The sequence below is a fragment of the Thiomicrorhabdus sp. 6S3-12 genome, from assembly GCF_017571475.1.
Taxonomy (GTDB): Bacteria; Pseudomonadota; Gammaproteobacteria; order Thiomicrospirales; family Thiomicrospiraceae; genus Thiomicrorhabdus.
In genome coordinates this window covers 157362-176052 of the sequence record NZ_JAGETW010000005.1, presented here as the reverse complement: position 1 = coordinate 176052, position 18691 = coordinate 157362, and the positions used below count along the sequence as shown (strand labels likewise).

The 18691-nt window shown below is 47.8% G+C and carries 18 protein-coding genes; 4 read left to right on the top strand and 14 right to left on the bottom strand.

Annotated elements, in window-relative coordinates:
• Positions 1-24: 24 nt before the first annotated feature.
• The 11 genes from J3999_RS07615 to J3999_RS07565 all read right to left on the bottom strand — a co-directional run bounded on the left by J3999_RS07615 (position 25) and on the right by J3999_RS07565 (position 12146).
• Positions 25-1143: an ADP-ribosylglycohydrolase family protein gene (locus J3999_RS07615; protein WP_243755377.1), complete on the bottom strand. Its 1119-nt coding sequence runs from the start codon at positions 1141-1143 to the stop codon at positions 25-27.
• Positions 1144-1347: 204 nt separating this feature from the next.
• Positions 1348-1557 carry a DUF3820 family protein gene (locus J3999_RS07610; protein WP_208127308.1) on the bottom strand — a complete coding sequence of 70 codons (210 nt, stop codon included), beginning with the start codon at positions 1555-1557 and terminating at the stop codon, positions 1348-1350.
• 129 nt (positions 1558-1686) lie between these two features.
• On the bottom strand, positions 1687-2721 hold the full coding sequence (gene rsgA / locus J3999_RS07605) for a ribosome small subunit-dependent GTPase A (RefSeq protein WP_208127307.1): 1035 nt from the start codon (positions 2719-2721) through the stop codon (positions 1687-1689).
• A 211-nt stretch (positions 2722-2932) separates the two neighbouring features.
• Positions 2933-3241, bottom strand: coding sequence for a DUF3820 family protein (locus J3999_RS12035; RefSeq protein ID WP_208127306.1), 309 nt, complete (start codon positions 3239-3241; stop codon positions 2933-2935).
• Between the two features lie 33 nt (positions 3242-3274).
• Complete coding sequence (locus J3999_RS07595; RefSeq protein ID WP_208127305.1) at positions 3275-3982, bottom strand: transposase; 708 nt, start codon at positions 3980-3982, stop codon at positions 3275-3277.
• Positions 3983-4079: 97 nt separating this feature from the next.
• The gene (locus J3999_RS07590) at positions 4080-4442 is read right to left on the bottom strand and encodes a hypothetical protein (protein WP_208127304.1); all 363 of its coding nucleotides are present in this window, start codon (positions 4440-4442) and stop codon (positions 4080-4082) included.
• Complete coding sequence (locus tag J3999_RS07585) at positions 4432-5157, bottom strand: hypothetical protein (RefSeq protein ID WP_208127303.1); 726 nt, start codon at positions 5155-5157, stop codon at positions 4432-4434. The genes J3999_RS07590 and J3999_RS07585 overlap by 11 nt, the downstream gene beginning before the upstream one ends.
• Positions 5158-5372: 215 nt before the next feature.
• On the bottom strand, positions 5373-7151 hold the full coding sequence (gene lpdA / locus J3999_RS07580; protein WP_208127302.1) for a dihydrolipoyl dehydrogenase: 1779 nt from the start codon (positions 7149-7151) through the stop codon (positions 5373-5375).
• 9 nt (positions 7152-7160) lie between these two features.
• Positions 7161-8477: a dihydrolipoyllysine-residue acetyltransferase gene (aceF, locus tag J3999_RS07575; RefSeq protein ID WP_208127301.1), complete on the bottom strand. Its 1317-nt coding sequence runs from the start codon at positions 8475-8477 to the stop codon at positions 7161-7163.
• Between the two features lie 138 nt (positions 8478-8615).
• Positions 8616-11276, bottom strand: coding sequence for a pyruvate dehydrogenase (acetyl-transferring), homodimeric type (gene aceE / locus J3999_RS07570; RefSeq protein WP_208127300.1), 2661 nt, complete (start codon positions 11274-11276; stop codon positions 8616-8618).
• 387 nt (positions 11277-11663) lie between these two features.
• Positions 11664-12146 (bottom strand): RNA pyrophosphohydrolase, encoded by a 483-nt coding sequence (locus tag J3999_RS07565; RefSeq protein ID WP_208127299.1) that lies wholly within the window; start codon positions 12144-12146, stop codon positions 11664-11666.
• Between the two features lie 264 nt (positions 12147-12410).
• Here J3999_RS07565 and J3999_RS07560 point away from each other — a divergent pair, with 264 nt between their 5' ends.
• Positions 12411-13067 carry an HAD family phosphatase gene (locus J3999_RS07560; RefSeq protein ID WP_208127298.1) on the top strand — a complete coding sequence of 219 codons (657 nt, stop codon included), beginning with the start codon at positions 12411-12413 and terminating at the stop codon, positions 13065-13067.
• A gap of 99 nt (positions 13068-13166) precedes the next feature.
• Here J3999_RS07560 and J3999_RS07555 read toward each other — a convergent pair whose 3' ends face one another.
• Positions 13167-13682 carry a flavodoxin gene (locus J3999_RS07555; protein ID WP_173285250.1) on the bottom strand — a complete coding sequence of 172 codons (516 nt, stop codon included), beginning with the start codon at positions 13680-13682 and terminating at the stop codon, positions 13167-13169.
• Positions 13683-13838: 156 nt separating this feature from the next.
• Between J3999_RS07555 and J3999_RS07550 the strand changes: the two genes are divergently transcribed.
• Positions 13839-14078 carry a uracil-DNA glycosylase gene (locus tag J3999_RS07550; protein ID WP_243755376.1) on the top strand — a complete coding sequence of 80 codons (240 nt, stop codon included), beginning with the start codon at positions 13839-13841 and terminating at the stop codon, positions 14076-14078.
• A gap of 96 nt (positions 14079-14174) precedes the next feature.
• Here the strand turns inward: J3999_RS07550 and ampD are convergent, their stop codons facing one another.
• Positions 14175-14738 (bottom strand): 1,6-anhydro-N-acetylmuramyl-L-alanine amidase AmpD, encoded by a 564-nt coding sequence (ampD, locus tag J3999_RS07545; RefSeq protein ID WP_208127297.1) that lies wholly within the window; start codon positions 14736-14738, stop codon positions 14175-14177.
• Between the two features lie 209 nt (positions 14739-14947).
• Between ampD and nadC the strand changes: the two genes are divergently transcribed.
• Both nadC and J3999_RS07535 read left to right on the top strand, forming a co-directional pair.
• A complete protein-coding gene (nadC, locus tag J3999_RS07540) occupies positions 14948-15793 on the top strand; it encodes a carboxylating nicotinate-nucleotide diphosphorylase (protein WP_208127296.1) in 846 nt (281 codons plus the stop codon).
• A gap of 28 nt (positions 15794-15821) precedes the next feature.
• Positions 15822-17834 (top strand): monovalent cation:proton antiporter-2 (CPA2) family protein, encoded by a 2013-nt coding sequence (locus J3999_RS07535; RefSeq protein ID WP_208127295.1) that lies wholly within the window; start codon positions 15822-15824, stop codon positions 17832-17834.
• A 67-nt stretch (positions 17835-17901) separates the two neighbouring features.
• Here J3999_RS07535 and pgeF read toward each other — a convergent pair whose 3' ends face one another.
• On the bottom strand, positions 17902-18633 hold the full coding sequence (pgeF, locus tag J3999_RS07530) for a peptidoglycan editing factor PgeF (protein ID WP_371811873.1): 732 nt from the start codon (positions 18631-18633) through the stop codon (positions 17902-17904).
• Positions 18634-18691: the final 58 nt, after the last annotated feature.

The window sequence follows — 18691 nt, the reverse complement described above, 5'->3', positions numbered from 1 at the left end:
CAATCAAGTCTGACCCTCATTGCTTCAAACTAAGCAAGCCAGGCCGGTTTGATTCAGAAGCTTAGCTAAGTCAATATGAGAAGCCAGGCTTTCAGCCAATGTCATCAGCTCTTCTGCATTGTCGAGCCCTTCAAGAAACCGCTTAGGGATACCACTCAAACCCACTTGAGCTCCCGTAAGTGCACCGGTCAGAATGGCACGTGCCTGATTTTGGCCGCCGCCGTTTACGGCATGTAACACCGCAGACTCAAAATCATTATGAAATAAAGCGGACAGATAATAAGCCGCGGGCAGTTGATGGTAAATGGCGCATGGCATGCCGTAAACGATTGAGACTTTCCAGGGCGGATCAATTCGAATATCAGGATCAAAGGCCGCTTCCGCCATATAAGACGGTGACAGTAACGCATCCGGAGAAGCAAAACGGCCTGCGCGAGGCGGATCGGGATCGCCTTTCTTCGGCGGTTGCAAATCATCATTCGTCACGGCGTGAAACGGCAACTCACCCCTTTTCACCAACTTCATCAATTTTGCGGAGATATCCTTATCTAAGCGGTTACCCTGAACAAGCTGCGCTAATACCGCGCCAAAAGCAACGCTCATGGAAATGATCGTATCGTCATTCTGCGTCAGCATCGTGTTATCAGAGATGGCAGCGGCCAGTTTGTCTGGCTGAAAGGCATAACGAACCGCAATGGCGAGGGTACGCTCAATCGCTTCGGTTGTATCCGCATGTCCACCGACTTCACCCCAAGGCAGCTTTTGCTGCACCCGCTTGCGCCAAGCATCGCGGATGGATTGGCTGGTATAGTTTCCAGGCCCGCTGATCGGCGTACCATCAATCAGAGGAAAAAGTTCCTCGTCCATTCGACGACAAAAATCTTGTTGATCGTACCCTTTGTTTGCAAGCAAAGAACGCAACAAAAGTTCCAGAATAAACCCTGCTTGAGATTGTTGACCGGCTTTCAAACCGTCATGATATCGACCCGGTTTTGGGTCCGTGTAATCGTCTATCCACTCCCCATAATCTCGATGCAGTTGCGACAGGTCATAATACCAATGCGGCCCCAGTGCAAGCGCATCGCCGATAAAAGCGCCCATAATGGCTCCCGCCGCACGATCTTGAATTTCTAAAGGATTCATCATTCCTCCTTTATGCCGTTTATAGTCTGACATTGGTGTACGCAATAAAACTCAACCACATCCTTTATAACACATTGTTTTAAAAAACAAAAAAGCCTCGCAATGCGAGGCATGATAAAGAGTAACTCTACCCCAGCCAGGTAGGTTTTATGATTTTAATGGAAAATCAGTCGATTCTGCTTCCGTTGATTTTTAATCGAATGCTTATTTTCTTAGCGGATCAAGAAGATGCTTTAAACCGTTGTGATCCAGCTCATGCATTAGCGCCAATAATTGCCCTAAATTTCCAGATGGAAAGCCTTTACTGGCAAACCAATTAAGGTAATTTCCCGGCAAATCGGCAATGATACGCCCCTTGTATTTTCCGTAAGGCATAGTGACTTCAACAAGCTTTTTTAAATTCTCTGGATTCATAATTTAGGGTATTTAATAAGTGTTTAATGGTTTAACAAAAGCTGCCAGAACCAATTCTACTGTTTTTCATCGCCTGCACGCGGCTTTCTCCAACCAATTGGCCTGGCAGACTTCTTTGCACTCACTCTCCTACCGTTTCGTTTTTTTCAGTTTCATCGTTGCTTTCACCATTTTGCCAAAACTCTTATCTTGTGCCCTACGCTCGGACAAGGTAGCGGTATTAAACGCCTGTTCCTTGATCAGCTTTTGATAATTGTGCAAACGACGTTCATCAAGTTGCCCTGAATCGACTGCGGCCCGTACCGCGCAACCCGGCTCATTCTGATGCTGACAATCCGAAAACTTACACTGTGCCGCTAAGTCGATAATATCGTTGAAGGTTTCGTTCACCCCTTGCTCACAGTCAACCAACTGAAGTTCCCGCATACCCGGTGTATCCAACAGCACACCGCCAGAGCTCAACAGATGCAAAGTTCGTGACGTCGTGGTATGCCGTCCTTTGGCATCATCTGTACGAATTGCCGATGTTTGCTGAATGGCGTCGCCCAAAGCAGAATTAATTAGCGTGGATTTCCCCACTCCGGAAGAACCAATGAAGGCCACCGTATTGCCCGATCCTATCCATGGATTTAACTGAGAAACACTATTTGGATCCGTCGCATTCACGGTAACCACCATCAGCATCGAATCCAATGCTTGTACCTGATTAATGTATTCGGCCGCTGAGTCACATAAATCCAGCTTGGTTAATACCACTACAGGCTCAATACCCGCTTCATGAACTAAAGCCAAATACCTTTCGATGCGATTCAGATTAAAGTCTTGGTTTAAAGAACTGACAATAAACGCGGTATCGATGTTAGCGGCAGTCAATTGGCGATAACTGTCGCGCCCAGCAGCCTTACGTGCCAGCCAGCTGGATCGCTCCAATAAGCGAACAAAGTGATTATCGGAATCAAGTAACAACCAATCGCCTACCGTCATTGCAGGCATAGAAGGAGTTAAGAGTAGAGTTTGCTGCCCGTTTTCAGTCAGTAAAACCAACTCGCTGCGTTCAGCAACCGCAACCCGCGCGGGCGTGAAATGCGTTAAATCGTCTAATGATAACTGATGTTGAAAATAGCCTTTCCAACCTAACTGAGATAAAGAATATGTTGTTTCCATAAGAACCCCTGCGCATAGTTCTGCGCTTCAAAATCATATTTAGGGGGCGAATACACCCCGGCACTCAAGCCGGGTAGAAAAATCTTAAGAGAAGTCTACCCGGCAGGTTCTAAAAACAATCATTCTTTTCCTCCGGTAATCATTGGGTATTGAAACGAGATTATTATAATGAATACTCAACTCGCTGCTTGAGTAAAATTTAACAACTGACTTAGCCTGTTAGGTTCTGGTAATCAGGGTTATATGAAAAGGGACGTATCCATATACCACCCTGATTATTTAAAAAAAACCAGCACAAAGGCTGGTTTACTAAGACAAATTCCCTGCGGGGGACTAAATAAAAACCATTGTGGTCTAGCTCATGCATCAGAGCCAACAATTTCCCTAAATTTCCAGAAGGAAAACCTTTGGCGGAAAACCAATTAAGGTAATTTACCGGCAAAGCCGCAATCACTCGCCCCATATATTTCCCATAAGGCATAGAGACTTCAACAAGCTTTTTTAAGTTCTCTGGATTCATAAATATAAAACTCTAATTGGGGTCAGAGTAAAATTAAACTTCATTTTTATCTTTACGCCAACCGATTGGACGCCCTGCCTTACTGGCATGCACACGTCTTCCGGTTAAAAGTTCAATTTCAGTTTTAAATTTTTCAGAACCAATCGCCATACCTTTATTGGTCGATTGACGAATATCCTCAATCAATGGTTTCGAAGTCAAAATTTGAAAAACATCTCTATAACTTTTCTGACGTTCGTAGCCGCTATTCCCCAAAGCTAAATATCGCTCATGCGGTGTACATAAGTCCGATTCAACACCCAGTGCATTGATTCGATAGCTTGACCACGGATATTCATCAGGCGATTCAACCATTGAAGCACGAACAGGATTCAGTTCAATATAACGATACAATTCAAAGAGATAGGAATCAGCATCAACCAGACAAGAACGAAAACGACCTTCCCATAAAGTGCCTGTACGTTGATACTTATGATTGAAATAACGGACATACTGGCGACCAATCGACTGCATCATTTTGCTAATCGAATCATCAGCATCGCCAGTACAAAGAAGATGTACATGATTGGTCATTAAACACCAAGCATGAATAGAAACCGAAAACTTTTCAGAATATTCCTGGAGCCAATGGAGATAAGCTTTGAAGTCCGATTCATCTGCAAAAATCACCTGACGATTATTGCCGCGCTGAATCAAATAAACCGGAACACCAGCCGGAGTAATACGTTCTAAACGAGCCATATCCCCTCCTAAATCAAATAGATGAACCTAGTTTAACAATTTAATTTTACTCTGACCCCAATTATTCCAATTATTATGACCCCAATTATTACTCCAATTATTCTTTCTTAGGCTCATCCAGTTTTTCAGTTTTCTCTTTTATAAAGTCTTGGACGGCTTCTATATATAGAAGCTTTGCTTGCGCTGATGATAAACCGCCTCTCTTAACAGCAACTTCTATAAAGTCTAATTTTTCTTCCGCTTCACGACTTAACTCTCTTCCATTATTTTTAAAATATGGGATAAGGTTAAATATGAAGACTCCAAGTAAGATATTGAACTGAATCGTGAAATAGTCTTTGTAAAACTTAGAAAATAACTCATGGGCTAAAAAGCCAAAAATTACTCCAAGAGAAGTTCCCTTTGGATTTTTTAGTAAAAGTAAATCTGTAGCCCACTTTAAAAATAAACTAATATCCATTATTGCCTACTCCAGATAAACCCAAGCTTTCTTTTGCATTAGCAGAATTACTTTTTTTAATAGACGGATAGATTTTCAAAAGATGACCTGAACCGTCTGTAAAATCATCATTTTCAAAATTCTCTTCAATAAACGCCATCAATTCCTTAGCTTCATATTTATTATTACCATAGACACCTTTATTAATACGAAAAGTTAATGCTCTTTGGTTAATATACAAACTAATAAAAAGCCCAATAATGAAAAATGAAAAAACTAATGAAATCTCTTTTTGAAATATAACCAAGTAAACAAAATACACAATTACTGCTAATACAATTGATAGATAAGAATTTAGTATCTCTTTCCCTTTGTTTAAAACGAGTAACCCGACTATCGCATTTTTTAGAACCTGCTCACTAGTTCCACCATTAATATTTTTAGAGATTAACTCCGTAACAGCAATAATCAAATTTTTGAGAACCATTTTATAAAAAATAAAATATATGTTTTTAGATTTAAATCTAACTTTAATAGCTCTATTTTCGAAGACCAAGAGCACACTTGAAGATTTGTTTAGCAAGTCATTAAGTCTTTGCACAGAACTGAAAACTGACTTAGAGGTTGACGACAAGGAATTCGTAAATGTACTTTCTATTTCAGTTAAAAATTTGGAAGTGATTAGGGCAGGTAGAAGCGTAATAAATTGCAATATAGCAGTTATGTATTTTTTCATTCTATCCTCTTAGAAAATAAGAAAATCCAACGTTCAACAATTTAAGCAAAAATAAGTAATAAATACTACATTTAGACACAAAAAAACCCGCATAAAGCGGGTTTCTCAGAATTATCAAATAGGAAGGTAAAACGCTCAAATTCGAGGCGGGGAAATGTTGAGCATGCTGTAGCATGTGACCATTTCTTCAACAAAGAAGTTGAGTGTTTTAGACCCTATTTCTTTTTCTTAGGTGGCATCAGATCCGTAATCGTCCCTTCCGCCATCTCTGCCGCGAAACAAATCGTTTCACTTAGCGTTGGGTGTGGGTGAATAGTCAGACCGATGTCTTGCATATCCGCGCCCATCTCGATGGCCAGCATCGCTTCGGCAACCAGTTCACCGGCGTTAGGGCCGACAATACCGCAACCTAGCAGACGGTGAGTCTTAGCGCAGAACAACGCTTTGGTCATCCCTTCGTCACGCCCCAGACTCAAGCTGCGTCCGGAAGCCGCCCAAGGGAATGCGCCCTTCTCGTACTCAACACCTTCGTCTTTAAGCTCCTGTTCGGTTTTACCCGCCCAAGCCACTTCAGGATCGGTATAGGCAACCGACGGAATACCCATAGGCGTAAAGGCGGACGGCATACCGGCAATCACTTCTGCAGCCACTTTACCTTCGTGAACCGCTTTGTGCGCCAGCATCGGCTGACCGACGATATCACCGATCGCGTAGATGTGATCGACATTAGTTTTCTGACGTTCATCGACTTCGATGAAGCCCCAGTCGTTAACCATCACACCGGCTTTGTCCGCATCGATCAGTTTACCGTTCGGCGTACGGCCTACTGCAACCAGGATGCGGTCGAAGGTGTCTTTTTCCGGACATTTCTTGCCTTCAAAAGTGACTTCCAGCCCTTCGTCTTTGGCTTCGACATTGGTGACTTTGGAATTCAGGTAGATATTCTCGTATTTCTTCTGAATTTTCTTCAGCAATGGCTTGGAGATATCTTTGTCGGCACCCGGAATAATGGTGTCGCCCAACTCGACAACGGTAATGCTTGCGCCCAGTGAGTCGTAAACCTGCGCCATTTCCAGACCGATGATCCCGCCACCGATAACCAGCATACGCTTCGGCACTTCTTCCAGTTCCAGTGCATCGGTTGAATCCATTACACGAGGGTCGTCATGCGGAATAAACGGCAGTTTAACAACACGCGAACCGGCGGCGATAATCGCCTGTTCAAATGCGATGGTTTTAGTCGTGCCGTCGCCCGCTTCAACCGTTACCGTATTTGACGAGCTGAATTTACCGTAACCGGTGACCACTTCAACTTTACGTGCTTTGGCCAGACCCGCCAGACCGCCGGTCAATTTACCGATAACCGAGTCTTTGTAAGCACGCATTTTATTGGTGTCGATTTCCGGTTCCTGGAAAGTGATCCCGTGTGCCCCCATTTCGCGAGTTTCGTTAAGAACTACTGACATATGCAGCAGTGCTTTTGACGGAATACAACCGACGTTCAAACAAACACCACCGATGTTGTCATAACGCTCAACCATAGCGACTTTCTTACCAAGGTCGGCAGCACGGAAAGCGGCGGTATAACCGCCCGGTCCTGAACCCAGAACCAAGACTTCGCAGTGCATATCGACTTCGATACCGTCAGCAGAAACCGCTTTTGGCGCTTGTGCTTCGGCGGCCGCTTCTTCTTTAGCCGGAGCGGCAGACGCTTTCACCGACTCTTCCACATTTGCGGAAACCGTATCGGTATCGGCAATTTCCATGGTGCCAAGAATAGAGCCTTCGGAAACCTTGTCGCCGACTTCAGCCGAGAAGGAAGCGATTTTACCGGCGAAAGGCGCCGGAATTTCCATGGTCGCCTTATCCGATTCCAGAGTAACTAATGAATCATCCTGTGCAACTTCGTCGCCGGCAGAAACCAGCACTTCGATCACGTCTACTTCTGCGAAATCGCCAATGTCCGGAACAACAATATCAACAATCTTACTCATGAGTCTTCCTTATAGAATTAGCTGACGCAGATCAGACAGATATTTCGCTACGGTCGTCGTAAAGCGAACCCCTTCGGCACCGTCAACTGCACGGTGGTCGTAAGAAACGCTGAACGGCATGATCAGACGCGGTTCGAAGTCGCTACCGTTCCAAACCGGCTGCATTTTCGCTTTTGACAGACCCATGATTGCTACTTCAGGCGCATTAACGATCGGCGTAAACTGAGTACCGCCGATACCGCCCAGGCTGGAAATGGTGAAACAACCGCCCTGCATATCTTTCGGCCCTAACTTGCCATCACGCGCTTTAGCGGAGATTTCCATCAGATCCTGAGACAGCTCGTAGATGCCTTTCTTATCGACATCCTTAACCACAGGTACCACTAGACCGTTCGGCGTATCTACCGCGATACCGATGTTGTAGTAGTGCTTATAGATAATAGATTGCGCATCTTCGGACAGAGACGCATTGAAGCTTGGGAAATCCTGCAGCGCTTTGACCACCGCCTTCATAACGAAGACCAGTGGAGTCAGTTTGATACCTTGCTTCTCGGCGGCCGCTTTCTGATCCTTACGGAACTGATCCATTTCGGTAATGTCGCATTCGTCGAACTGAGTAACGTGCGGAACGTTCAACCAGCTTGCATGCAGGAATTTACCGGAGATTTTCTTGATGCGTCCCAGCTCTTCGGTGGTGGTTTCGCCGAACTGGCTGAAATCGATACCCGGAATCGGTGGAATGCCGGAACCGGCAGTTTGTCCCGGAGCCGCAGCCTGACCGGACATAACCGCTTTAATCGCCGCTTCAACATCGTTTTGCTGGATACGACCTTTCGGACCGGAACCGGAAACCGAAGTCAGATCAACACCCAGTTTACGGGCAAAAGCACGCACCGAAGGCGAAGCGTGGAAGGCCGCGCCCATCGCCTGAGGATTAACCGGCTTGGCAGCCGCAGGCACATTGTGCGCAGGCTGTTTAACCACTTGCGGCGCCGGTGTCGGCTCTGGTTTCGCTTGAGCAGGCGCTTGTTCCGGAGCCGCAGCGCTTTCGGCCTTAGCCGGTTCTGCCGGCGCTTCTGCTGCACCTTCAGCCGCTTCGATATCCAGAATGTAATCGCCTTCGGAGACCTTATCGCCTACGGAGACAGAAATTTTGGTGATTTTACCGGCAAACGGCGATGGAATCTCCATCGTCGCTTTATCGGATTCAAGGGTAATTAGAGAGTCGTCCAGGGCAACTTCGTCACCTTCTGCGACTAGAACTTCGATAACTTCGACCGAATCAAAATCCCCGATATCAGGAACATTAACTTGTGTAATAGCCATTGGAATTTTCCTTCCTGTAGAGCCACCGCCGCAAAATTCTGCTGCGGCAGTGTCTCGAAAATACTATGTATGATGCATCATACGTTAATTCTTTCGCGTAAAAAAAGCCACACTGCCAAAACAGTGTGGCTTTTAACATCAGGCGTGAACCGGATAGACTTTATCCGCTTCCAGGCCGTATTTAGCGATCGCTTCGGAAACAACCTTAGCATCGATAGAGCCTGCATCAGCCAACGCTTTAAGCGCCGTAACCACCACATAGTGGCGATCGACTTCAAAGAATTTACGTAGCTGTTCACGGGTATCGGAACGACCGAAGCCGTCGGTACCCAACACATAGTATTCACCCGGAACATAGTCACGGATACGTTCAGGATAGTCACGGATGTAATCCGTCGCCGCAATGAACGGCCCTTCGGAACCGGAAAGCAGTTCAGTTGCATAAGGCACTTTCGCTTCCGCTTCAGGGTGCAGCGTATTCCAGCGAGTGACTTCGATACCGTCGCGGCGAACCAGGTTAAAGCTTGGTACACCCCAGATATCGGCCGCTACGTTCCAATCGCTTTCCAGCATCTCAGCCGCTTCAATCACTTCACGGAAGATCGTACCCGACCCCATAAGCTGAACTTTGTTCTTATGCTTGGCAGCGGATTTCTTGAAGGAGTACATCCCTTTCAGAATGCCTTCCTCGGAACCTTCCGGCATCGCAGGATGGCTGTAATTTTCGTTCATACCGGTGATGTAGTAATAAACGTCTTCCTTATCGTGGAACATGCGTTTAATACCGTCACGGATAATCACCGCCATTTCGTAAGCGAACGTCGGATCGTAGGACAGACAGTTCGGAACGTGGTCGAACTGGATCAGGTTGTGACCGTCCTGGTGCTGCAGACCTTCACCTTCAAGCGTCGTACGACCGGCAGTACCACCGATCAGGAAACCACGCGCACGCGAGTCACCGGCCGCCCAGGCCAGGTCACCGATACGCTGGAAACCGAACATCGAGTAGTAGATATAGAACGGAATCATGCTTACGCCGTAGTTCGCATAAGCGGTCGCCGCAGCAACCCAGTTCGCCATGGAACCGGCTTCGTTGATCCCCTCTTCGAATACCTGACCGTTGGCGGACTCTTTGTACCACATCAACTGATCGGCATCCATCGGCTCATACAACTGACCTGCCGGATCGTAGATACCGACCTGACGGAACAGACCTTCCATACCGAACGTACGCGCTTCATCCGGGATAATCGGAACAACACGCGGTCCAAGCGCCTTGTCACGCAACAGGATCGAGATAATACGCACGAATGCCATAGTAGTCGACATTTCACGATCGCCGGTACCGTCGGTCAGCATCTTAAATGCATCCAAAGCAGGCACCGGTAGCGGTTCTGCGTCGTCATGACGTGCAGGAATCGGTCCACCCAGCGCATCACGGCGCTCTTTCATGTATTTCATGATGTCGGAATCTTCGTCCGGACGGTAGAACGGAATGTCTTTTTCCAACTCTTCGTCTGAAATCGGAACAGAGAAACGGTCACGGAAATATTTCAGGCCGTCTTTATCCAGTTTCTTCTGTTGGTGAGCGGTATTCGCCGCTTCACCGTAAGCGCCCATACCGTAACCTTTAACGGTTTTCGCCAGGATAACCGTCGGTTGACCTTGCGATTCGGTTGCACGCTTATAAGCGTTGTAGATCTTACGCGGCGAGTGACCACCACGAGTCAGTTTGAAGATTTCGTCGTCGGTCATATCCGCAACCAGCGCTGCGGTTTCAGGGTACTTACCGAAGAAGTGTTCGCGAACGAATGCACCGTCTTTCGCTTTATAAGCCTGGTATTCACCATCAACGACTTCACCCATGCGCTCGATCAGCTTACCGGTTTCGTCTTTCTGCAGCAGACGATCCCAGCCTGAACCCCAGATGACTTTCAGAACCTGCCAACCGGCACCACGGAAGACGCCTTCCAATTCCTGAATGATCTTGTCGTTACCACGAACCGGACCGTCAAGACGCTGCAGGTTACAGTTGATTACGAAAATCAGGTTATCCAGTTTTTCGCGTTTCGCCAACTGGATCGCACCACGTGATTCCGGTTCATCCATCTCACCGTCGCCCAGGAATGCCCAGACTTTACGTCCTTCGGTCTGTGCCAGGCCGCGAGCCTGCATATATTTCATGAAACGCGCCTGGTAGATTGCCATTAGAGGCCCCAGACCCATAGATACGGTCGGGAACTGCCAGTAATCCGGCATCAACCATGGGTGAGGATAAGAAGACAGACCTTCCTGATCCACTTCCTGACGGAAGTTACGCAGGCGATCCGCTTCGAAACGGCCTTCCATAAAAGAACGCGAGTACATACCCGGAGCCGTGTGCCCCTGGAAGAACACCATATCCGCGCCCTGCGCGTGCTTAGGTCCTTTAAAGAAGTGGTTCATCCCCACCTCATACAGCGTACAGCTTGAAGCGTAAGAAGCGATGTGCCCACCAACACTGGTGGTTTTATTTGCGCGTGATACCATCGCCATCGCATTCCAGCGCAATAGCGAACGAATACGGGTTTCAAGCCCCATATCGCCAGGATAGTTAACCTGTTCTTCAACGGAAATGGTATTGATATAAGGTGTATTGGCAGAGTATGGAATATCAATGCCGTGAACACGCGCTTTTTCGATTAGACTGGCAATAATGTGCTGAGCCTTGTCGGAACCTTCAAATTCGACCACCGCTTCCAGCGCATCGATCCACTCTTGAGTCTCCTGTGGATCCTGATCTACAAACTGTTCGCTCATAATAAGTTTTCCTCAATGGGTTGGATATTTGTCTTCAGGAGCTGGGTAAGCCTGAAGTGACTTTTCGCTATGGATAGTTCTTATCGCTAGCGCCAACATTTTTTTAACGCCAAGGTTTCCAGCTACTTAGTTTTCCCTGACGCAAACCTGCCCGAGAATGCCGACCAGAGGGACATTTCTCGCAATTGCAGGTTTATTAAAAGTTGGGGCATCATACCATTTTTTATTTAAGTTTTCAGTGATAAGCTTATGTCGAGGGGCTTTGCAGGCATTCAAAGAAGCTAAGCTTTTGTTTTTAAAACTCTTCTATTGCATTCATAAATAGCATTTCCGGGGAAATTAAAACAAAAACCCCGCTCGCGGCGGGGTTTCGTAAAAGGCGTTAAATCACATCCAGAATTTATTCAGAGCGTGCTCGAGTTCGGTCAGCGCTTTGTGGTACACGGCCTGCTTGAAGTTAACTACTTCCTGAACCGGGCGCCAGTAATCGACCCAATCCCAATCTTCGAACTCCGGCGTATCGTGCCGGTTAAGATCGATTCGACTGGCATCGCTTTCCAAGCCCAGCAGAAACCAGACCTGTTTCTGCCCGACGCACAAAGGCTGACTGTTGTGCCGGATCAGGTGTTTGGGCAGATCATAGCTAAGCCAGCCATTGGTACGCCCGAGCACACGGACATCCGAAGGCTCCAGACCGACCTCTTCTTTCAATTCGCGAAAAGCGGCCTGCTGCGGAGTTTCGTGTTCACGAATTCCCCCTTGCGGGAATTGCCAGGCTTCCTGATGAACCCTCTTCCCCCAAAACAGCTTGCCATCTTTATTTACTATTATTATTCCGACATTCTGTCGATATCCATGTTCATCTATCATGAAAAACTAAAAACACTCAAAATCATTTAATTCGGATAATAGTGCCTAAAATGCGCGGATTTTTCAATTTAAAATTGTCGCTTAGTTCACGTCTGACAAGAAATGTTTAATATTTGGCAAGCCTGATTTTTCTGCACTTTGGAACATTTTACGGGGTTTAATCTCATGCAGAGGGAACGATTCTCAGACGTCGAATCGGTTGACAAAAATGCGTTATCCGCTAGGATGCGCATCAATTCATTTTGTATATAAGGCTTTAAAGTCATGGCTTTAGCGATTTTCGATCTTGATAATACTTTGATTGCCAACGACAGTGATTATCTGTGGGGCGAGTTTCTGGTTCAGAAAGGTTACGTTGACGGCGAAGCCTTCGCCAAAACCAACGCGCAGTTCTATGAAGACTATAAAAACGGCACGCTGGATATTTACGCCTATCAGCGATTCGCTCTACAACCTTTAAGCGAACAGAGCATGGAAACACTGGCCGAATGGCACCGCCAATTCATGAACGAGTTTATCGAACCGATCGTTCTGCCCAAAGCGTTGGCGCTGGTCGAGAAACACAAACAGCAAGGCGACGATGTTTTGATCGTTACCGCTACCAACACTTTTATTACCCGCCCGATCGGATTGCGTTACGGAATCGAAACGCTGCTCGGCACGGAAGGAGAAATCAAGGCCGGTCGTTATACCGGCGAGGTCGAAGGCACTCCAACCTATCAGGAGGGCAAAGTTGTTCGTCTGCAGGAATGGATGCAACAGAACGATAAAAATCTTGAAGGCAGTTACTTCTATTCCGATTCACACAATGATCTGCCGCTGCTAAAACTGGTCGATCATCCGATCGTTGTCGACGGTGATGAGAAGTTGACCACTTATGCTCAAGAACACGGCTGGCCGTGCATTTCATTGCGCGACTAAGCGACCGTCCAGCCCTCAACCAACACCTTCTAAAACAAAAAAAGCCGTGGTAAGACAATGCATTACCACGGCTTTTTGCCAAGTATTCGAAACAGATAATTACAGTTCGAATTCTTCCTTGATCTGCTCAACCCAGTTATCGACACGTTCATCGGTCAACTCCGGCTGCTGATCTTCATCAATACCCAGTCCGACAAAAAACTCTTCGTCTTCGGTAACCGCTTTCGACTCGTCGAATTCAAAACCGTCGGTTGAAGTATAACCCGCAGGCGTAGCTCCGTTTTCCACGGCGATGTCGTGCATCATTCCCATGGCATCAAGGAAGTACTCGGAATAATCCGCCTGATCGCCCAGTCCGAAACAGGCAACCGTCTTACCGGTGAAATCGATTCCTTTGAAATCTTCCCAGAAATCGTCCCAGCTACTCTGCAATTCACCGTAATACCAGGTTGGCTGACCAAGAATGATTTTATCGTATTTGGCAAAATCGTCGGCACTGGCTGTGGCAATATCGTAAACATCAACCAGATCTTCTCCCATCTTCTGCTTGATTAAATCTGCGACACGTTCGGTATTTCCGGTATCCGTTCCGTAAAATAGGCCAACTTTACTCATGCTGTGATCCTTTAAACTGCTAGTTTGTCTGTTTACTGCTACGGCCTGAGCCACCTTGATAAAAGGCGGTAATTTCATCAACTATTGACTCAAGCAAAATTGGGCGCAATCATAGCATAGTCAGATTAACGCCTTATTTATTAAATTTTATTGTTAATGATGAAAAAAACTAATTCGGTCGACTGCTTCAAATGCAAACATTTCTATATCACCTGGGAGCCTTCCAACCCTAGAGGATGCAAGGCTTTCGGCTTCAAAACCGCCAAAATGCCCAGTCAGGTTGTGCTGGAAACATCCGGTGAAATCTGTCTGAAATTCGTTCCCAAAGAACCGGAGAAAACCGGCGGCAATCAGAAACCGGGTAATCGCAACAACGGCAACAGCTGGATCGCCTGATCATTTTTCCATTCTTAACATCCAAGAATAGGTACATCTTAAAACAAGCCTCGTCCGAACGACCTGTTTAAAATCAAATATTACACGCTTGAACCCTTAACGCAAAAATCGTTGTTGCAACAATCTTTCAAGCGCTTCCCAGACAAAATAGACGCCCGGATCGGTTTTACGGCCCGGAGCGATGTCGCTATGTCCGGTTACCGCCTCGGTCGGCATTTGCGGATAAGCTTGCCAGATCGCATGGATCGACTGCGCCAGACTCTGATATTGCGTCGCCGTATAGGGCGTGAAGTCCGTCCCTTCAAGCTCGATACCAATCGAAAAATCGTTACAACTCTGCCGCCCGTGATAGCTCGACAAACCCGCATGCCAGGCCCGTTTGTCAAAAGGGACATACTGAATGACCGAGCCGTCGCGACGGATAAACAGATGCGAAGAGACGCGCAAACCGTCAATCTTGGCGTAGTAAGGGTCTGTTTGCGGATTCAGCTGATTAGTGAAAAGCTCGGTGACGCCCTCGCCTCCGAACTGATTCGGCGGAAGTGAAATCCCGTGGACAACAATCAGATCAAGCGACGCATTTTCCGGCCTTTCATCGTAATTCGGACTTGGCACAAATTGCGCCTGATCGAGAAGCTGTAAATCTGGCAAAACCTGCATAATTAAAATCAATTCCCTTGTATCAATGCCCGATAGTATAACGTCAATTCTGTATAATGATTCCTATTTAAAAAGTGCGCAAAATAATCGACAGACTACGAAAAGTAACGATCAAACACCGCACCTTAATGACACTAAAATCAGCAGCAAGCCATTTGCCCGGCCGTACGGCAGAAAAGTGGCCCCTAAGCCCAAGTAAGTAAAAGACAATGACTGACATTAACTACTTTGAAGATATTGAAAACACCGTCCAGAAAGCGCTTGAGGAAGACATTAAAGGCGGCGATCTGACCGCCAGCCTGATTCCGCAGGAAACCCAGGCCGATGCCGCTATTATTTGCCGTGAAGAAGCGGTTTTGTGCGGTCGCCCCTGGTTTGATGAAGTGTTTCGTCAGGTTGATGACAGCATCAAGATCAACTGGCTTAAAGAAGAAGGCGAACCGGTGCATGCAAATGACATCTTATGCGAGATTTCCGGTTCCGCGCGGCATATTTTGACGGCGGAACGTACCGCACTGAACTTTCTGCAAACACTCATGGCGACCGCAACCACCACCTCGGCCTATATGAAATACCTGACCGGCAGCACAACGACGCTGCTGGACACCCGTAAGACACTTCCCGGTCTGCGCATGGCGCAGAAATACGCGGTTGCCTGCGGCGGAGCGCAAAATCACCGTATCGGCTTGTACGATGCAATTTTGATCAAGGAAAACCACATTATGGCGGCCGGCGGAATCAATGCCGCGGTCACAAATGCTAAACAGCTCTACCCTACGGTCAAAGTCGAGGTCGAAACGGAAAACCTCGATGAAGTGCAACAAGCCCTTGAAGCCGGTGCCGATATCATTATGCTGGATAACTTCAGTATAGAGATGATGCATCAGGCGGTAGAGATGGTTGACCACAGAGCCAAACTGGAAGTCTCGGGCAATGTCGAAATTCAGCACCTGGCCGAACTGGCTGCGACCGGCGTTGATTACATTTCGACCGGAGCAATCACCAAGCACCTACGCGCCATCGACTTGTCCATGCGTTTTAAAATGAATCAATAACCTTCTGTTTTTTTAAAGGATTACCAGTTTGAACTCACACGAAGACCACCTACTGTTTAATGCCGTCTTCCTGTTGGCTATTGCAGTTATTGCAGTCGCCTTTTCGCGCCGCCTCTCTTTCCCGCCGATTCTGGGTTACATTGCCGTCGGGATGATTGTCGGCCCGCACGGTTTCAGTCTCATCGAAAACGAGGAAAACATTGCGCTTCTCGCCGAACTCGGAATCGTCTTCCTGCTGTTCGCCATAGGACTGGAGTTTTCCATCAATCAGATGATGGCGATGCGCAAACTGGTTTTCGGCATGGGCAGTGTTCAGGTACTGACCACAGCCGTGGTGGTCTTCTTTATCGGCCACCTCGCCGGCCTCGACACCAACACCAATATCGTTATTGCCAGCGCTTTCGCTCTCTCGTCCACGGCGATTGTGATCAAACAGCTGGTCGAACAATCCGAAATACAATCGCGTCACGGCCGCTCGGTTCTGGGCATACTTATTTTCCAGGATATCATGGCGATTCCGTTGCTGATTTTAATTCCGACTCTGGCAATGAGCAGCAACGAAGACGGCGCTCTGGCAATGGCCATGACCATAGCTTTCCTCAAAGGGATTTTCGTGGTCGTGATTATGCACCTGATCGGACGCTATCTGCTGCGACCTCTGTTTCATGAGGTTGCTTCGGCCAAGTCTCAGGAGCTGTTCACGCTGACCGTATTGACCGTCGCCCTGGGGGCTGCCGCCTTCACGGAAGAGATGGGGCTGTCCATGACACTGGGGGCTTTCCTGGCCGGAATGATGTTATCGGAAACCGAATACCGTCACCAGATTGAATCCGATATCCGCCCGTTCCAGGACATTCTGCTCGGTCTGTTTTTCGTTACGGTTGGTATGATCATTTCCACCGACATCCTCTCCCAATACTTCCTTGAGGTCATCGGAATCACCCTCGCCATTATCATAGTCAAAGGCGTCATTATCTATTTCGCTTCGCGGCTGTTTAACAAGGAACCGGGCGTATCGGCACGTATCTCCCTATCGCTGGCGCAGGTCGGTGAGTTCGGTCTGGTATTGATGACCCTGGCTTTCACTTACAACCTAATGCCGCAGGAAGAAGGCAATATCCTTTTGACAGCGGCGGTTCTGAGCATGGCGATCGCCCCTTTCATGGTCAAGTTCAACGGTCATATCGCCAAATTCCTGCATAGAGGAACCTATGCGCAGAGTCATGAGACACTGGCGGAATCGATTGCCGATCAGAACAAACACATCAGCAACCATGTCATTTTGTGCGGGTTCGGGCGTGTCGGTCAGACCGTCGGTCGCTTCCTGCACAATTCGAACGAAATCTTTACCGCACTGGACATGGACATCAAGCGGGTTAACGAAGCCAGTTCCGCCGGTGAAAGCGTGTTTTACGGTGATGCAACCAAGGAAAGTATTCTTAGAGCCGCGGGGATTGAACGCGCCAAAATCGTAATTATCACCTTCAGCGACTACCATGCCTCGATGAAGATTCTGCTGCGTATCCGCCAGATCGACGCCAACATTCCGATTCTGGTACGTACCCTTGATGACTCACACGTCAATGACTTTATCGAAGCCGGTGCCAACGAAGTCATTCCGGATACCTTTGAATCCAGTATTATGCTTTCATCGCACCTGCTGCTGATGATCGGGCATCCGCCAAGCAAGGTTTTGCGCGAAACGCGCCTGATAAGACGCGACCGCTATCGACTGCTGGAGAACTTCTACCCAGGTGTCGACGACGACCCGTCCAATCCCCTGCAGTCGCACCAGCTGATGAAAGGGATTATCCACAGTGTGCCGTTGAATGAAAGCGACTTTGCCGTCAACAAGCTATTGAAAGAGATACCTCTGGAAAGCTGGCAGGTCACGGCGGAAGCGATTAAACGCGGTCATGTACGTGGTGAAAATCCTTCCGGTGAAACCAAACTGCGGATCGACGACCACATCGTACTCAGTGGATTGCCCGAAGATGTCGCCAAAGCCGAAGCCTATATCCGGACCGGTAATCAGGATTAGCGCTTGAAACACCTTCCCTTTCGGAAGGTGACTGATTTACTGTCGATGGAAAGCGGTCGTTTAGGTTTTAATCGGCCAGCCAGATAAGAGACGCGATTCGCCCGGTGCGTCCGAAGTCGTTTTCGGATGCCGGGTAATGGCAGGCGTAACGATACGAATAAAACCGTTGCGGTTCGGCATAAGTACACAGACCGCTCTGCGTAATCTGCTCCACTCCGTGAAGTTGCAAAATGCGCTGTACGATGCCACCTAAATCGGCCAGATATTTCCCCTCTTTGCCCGTTTCGGCCTGAAAGTAATCTGCTGCGAAAGCGTGTTTGCCGACAAACGCCTCCCGAACTTCAACGCCGACTTCGAAATTGGCTTGAGAAATCGATGGGCCGACCCACGCTAAAACGTTGTTCGGCGCGGTCTTTTTCTGCTTGAGAATCTGCTGCAAACTACTTTCGACGATTCCGTCCAACAACCCTTTCCAACCGGCATGAATCGCGGCTACCCAGGTACCTGCCCGATCACAGAGCAAAATCGGCATACAATCGGCGGTCATCACGACACAGGCTCGATCCTGTCGGTCACTCCAGCAGGCGTCGGCAACCGGCGGCACTTGTTCTTTTTCAAGACAGGTTTCGCCAAAATAAACTAACTCGGTCGTATGCTGCTGATTGAGCCACAAGGGTTCGTGCCTCAGCCCTAAATCCGCAACCAGAGTTTGCCGGTTGGCCAGAACCTTCTGCGCATCGTCACCGACATGCAGCGCCAGATTAAGCGAATCATAAGGCGTACGACTGATTCCGCCGATTCGCGTGGTACTCAGCGCCCGGACATTATCCGGAGCCGGCCAGTCGGGTTCGATTAAG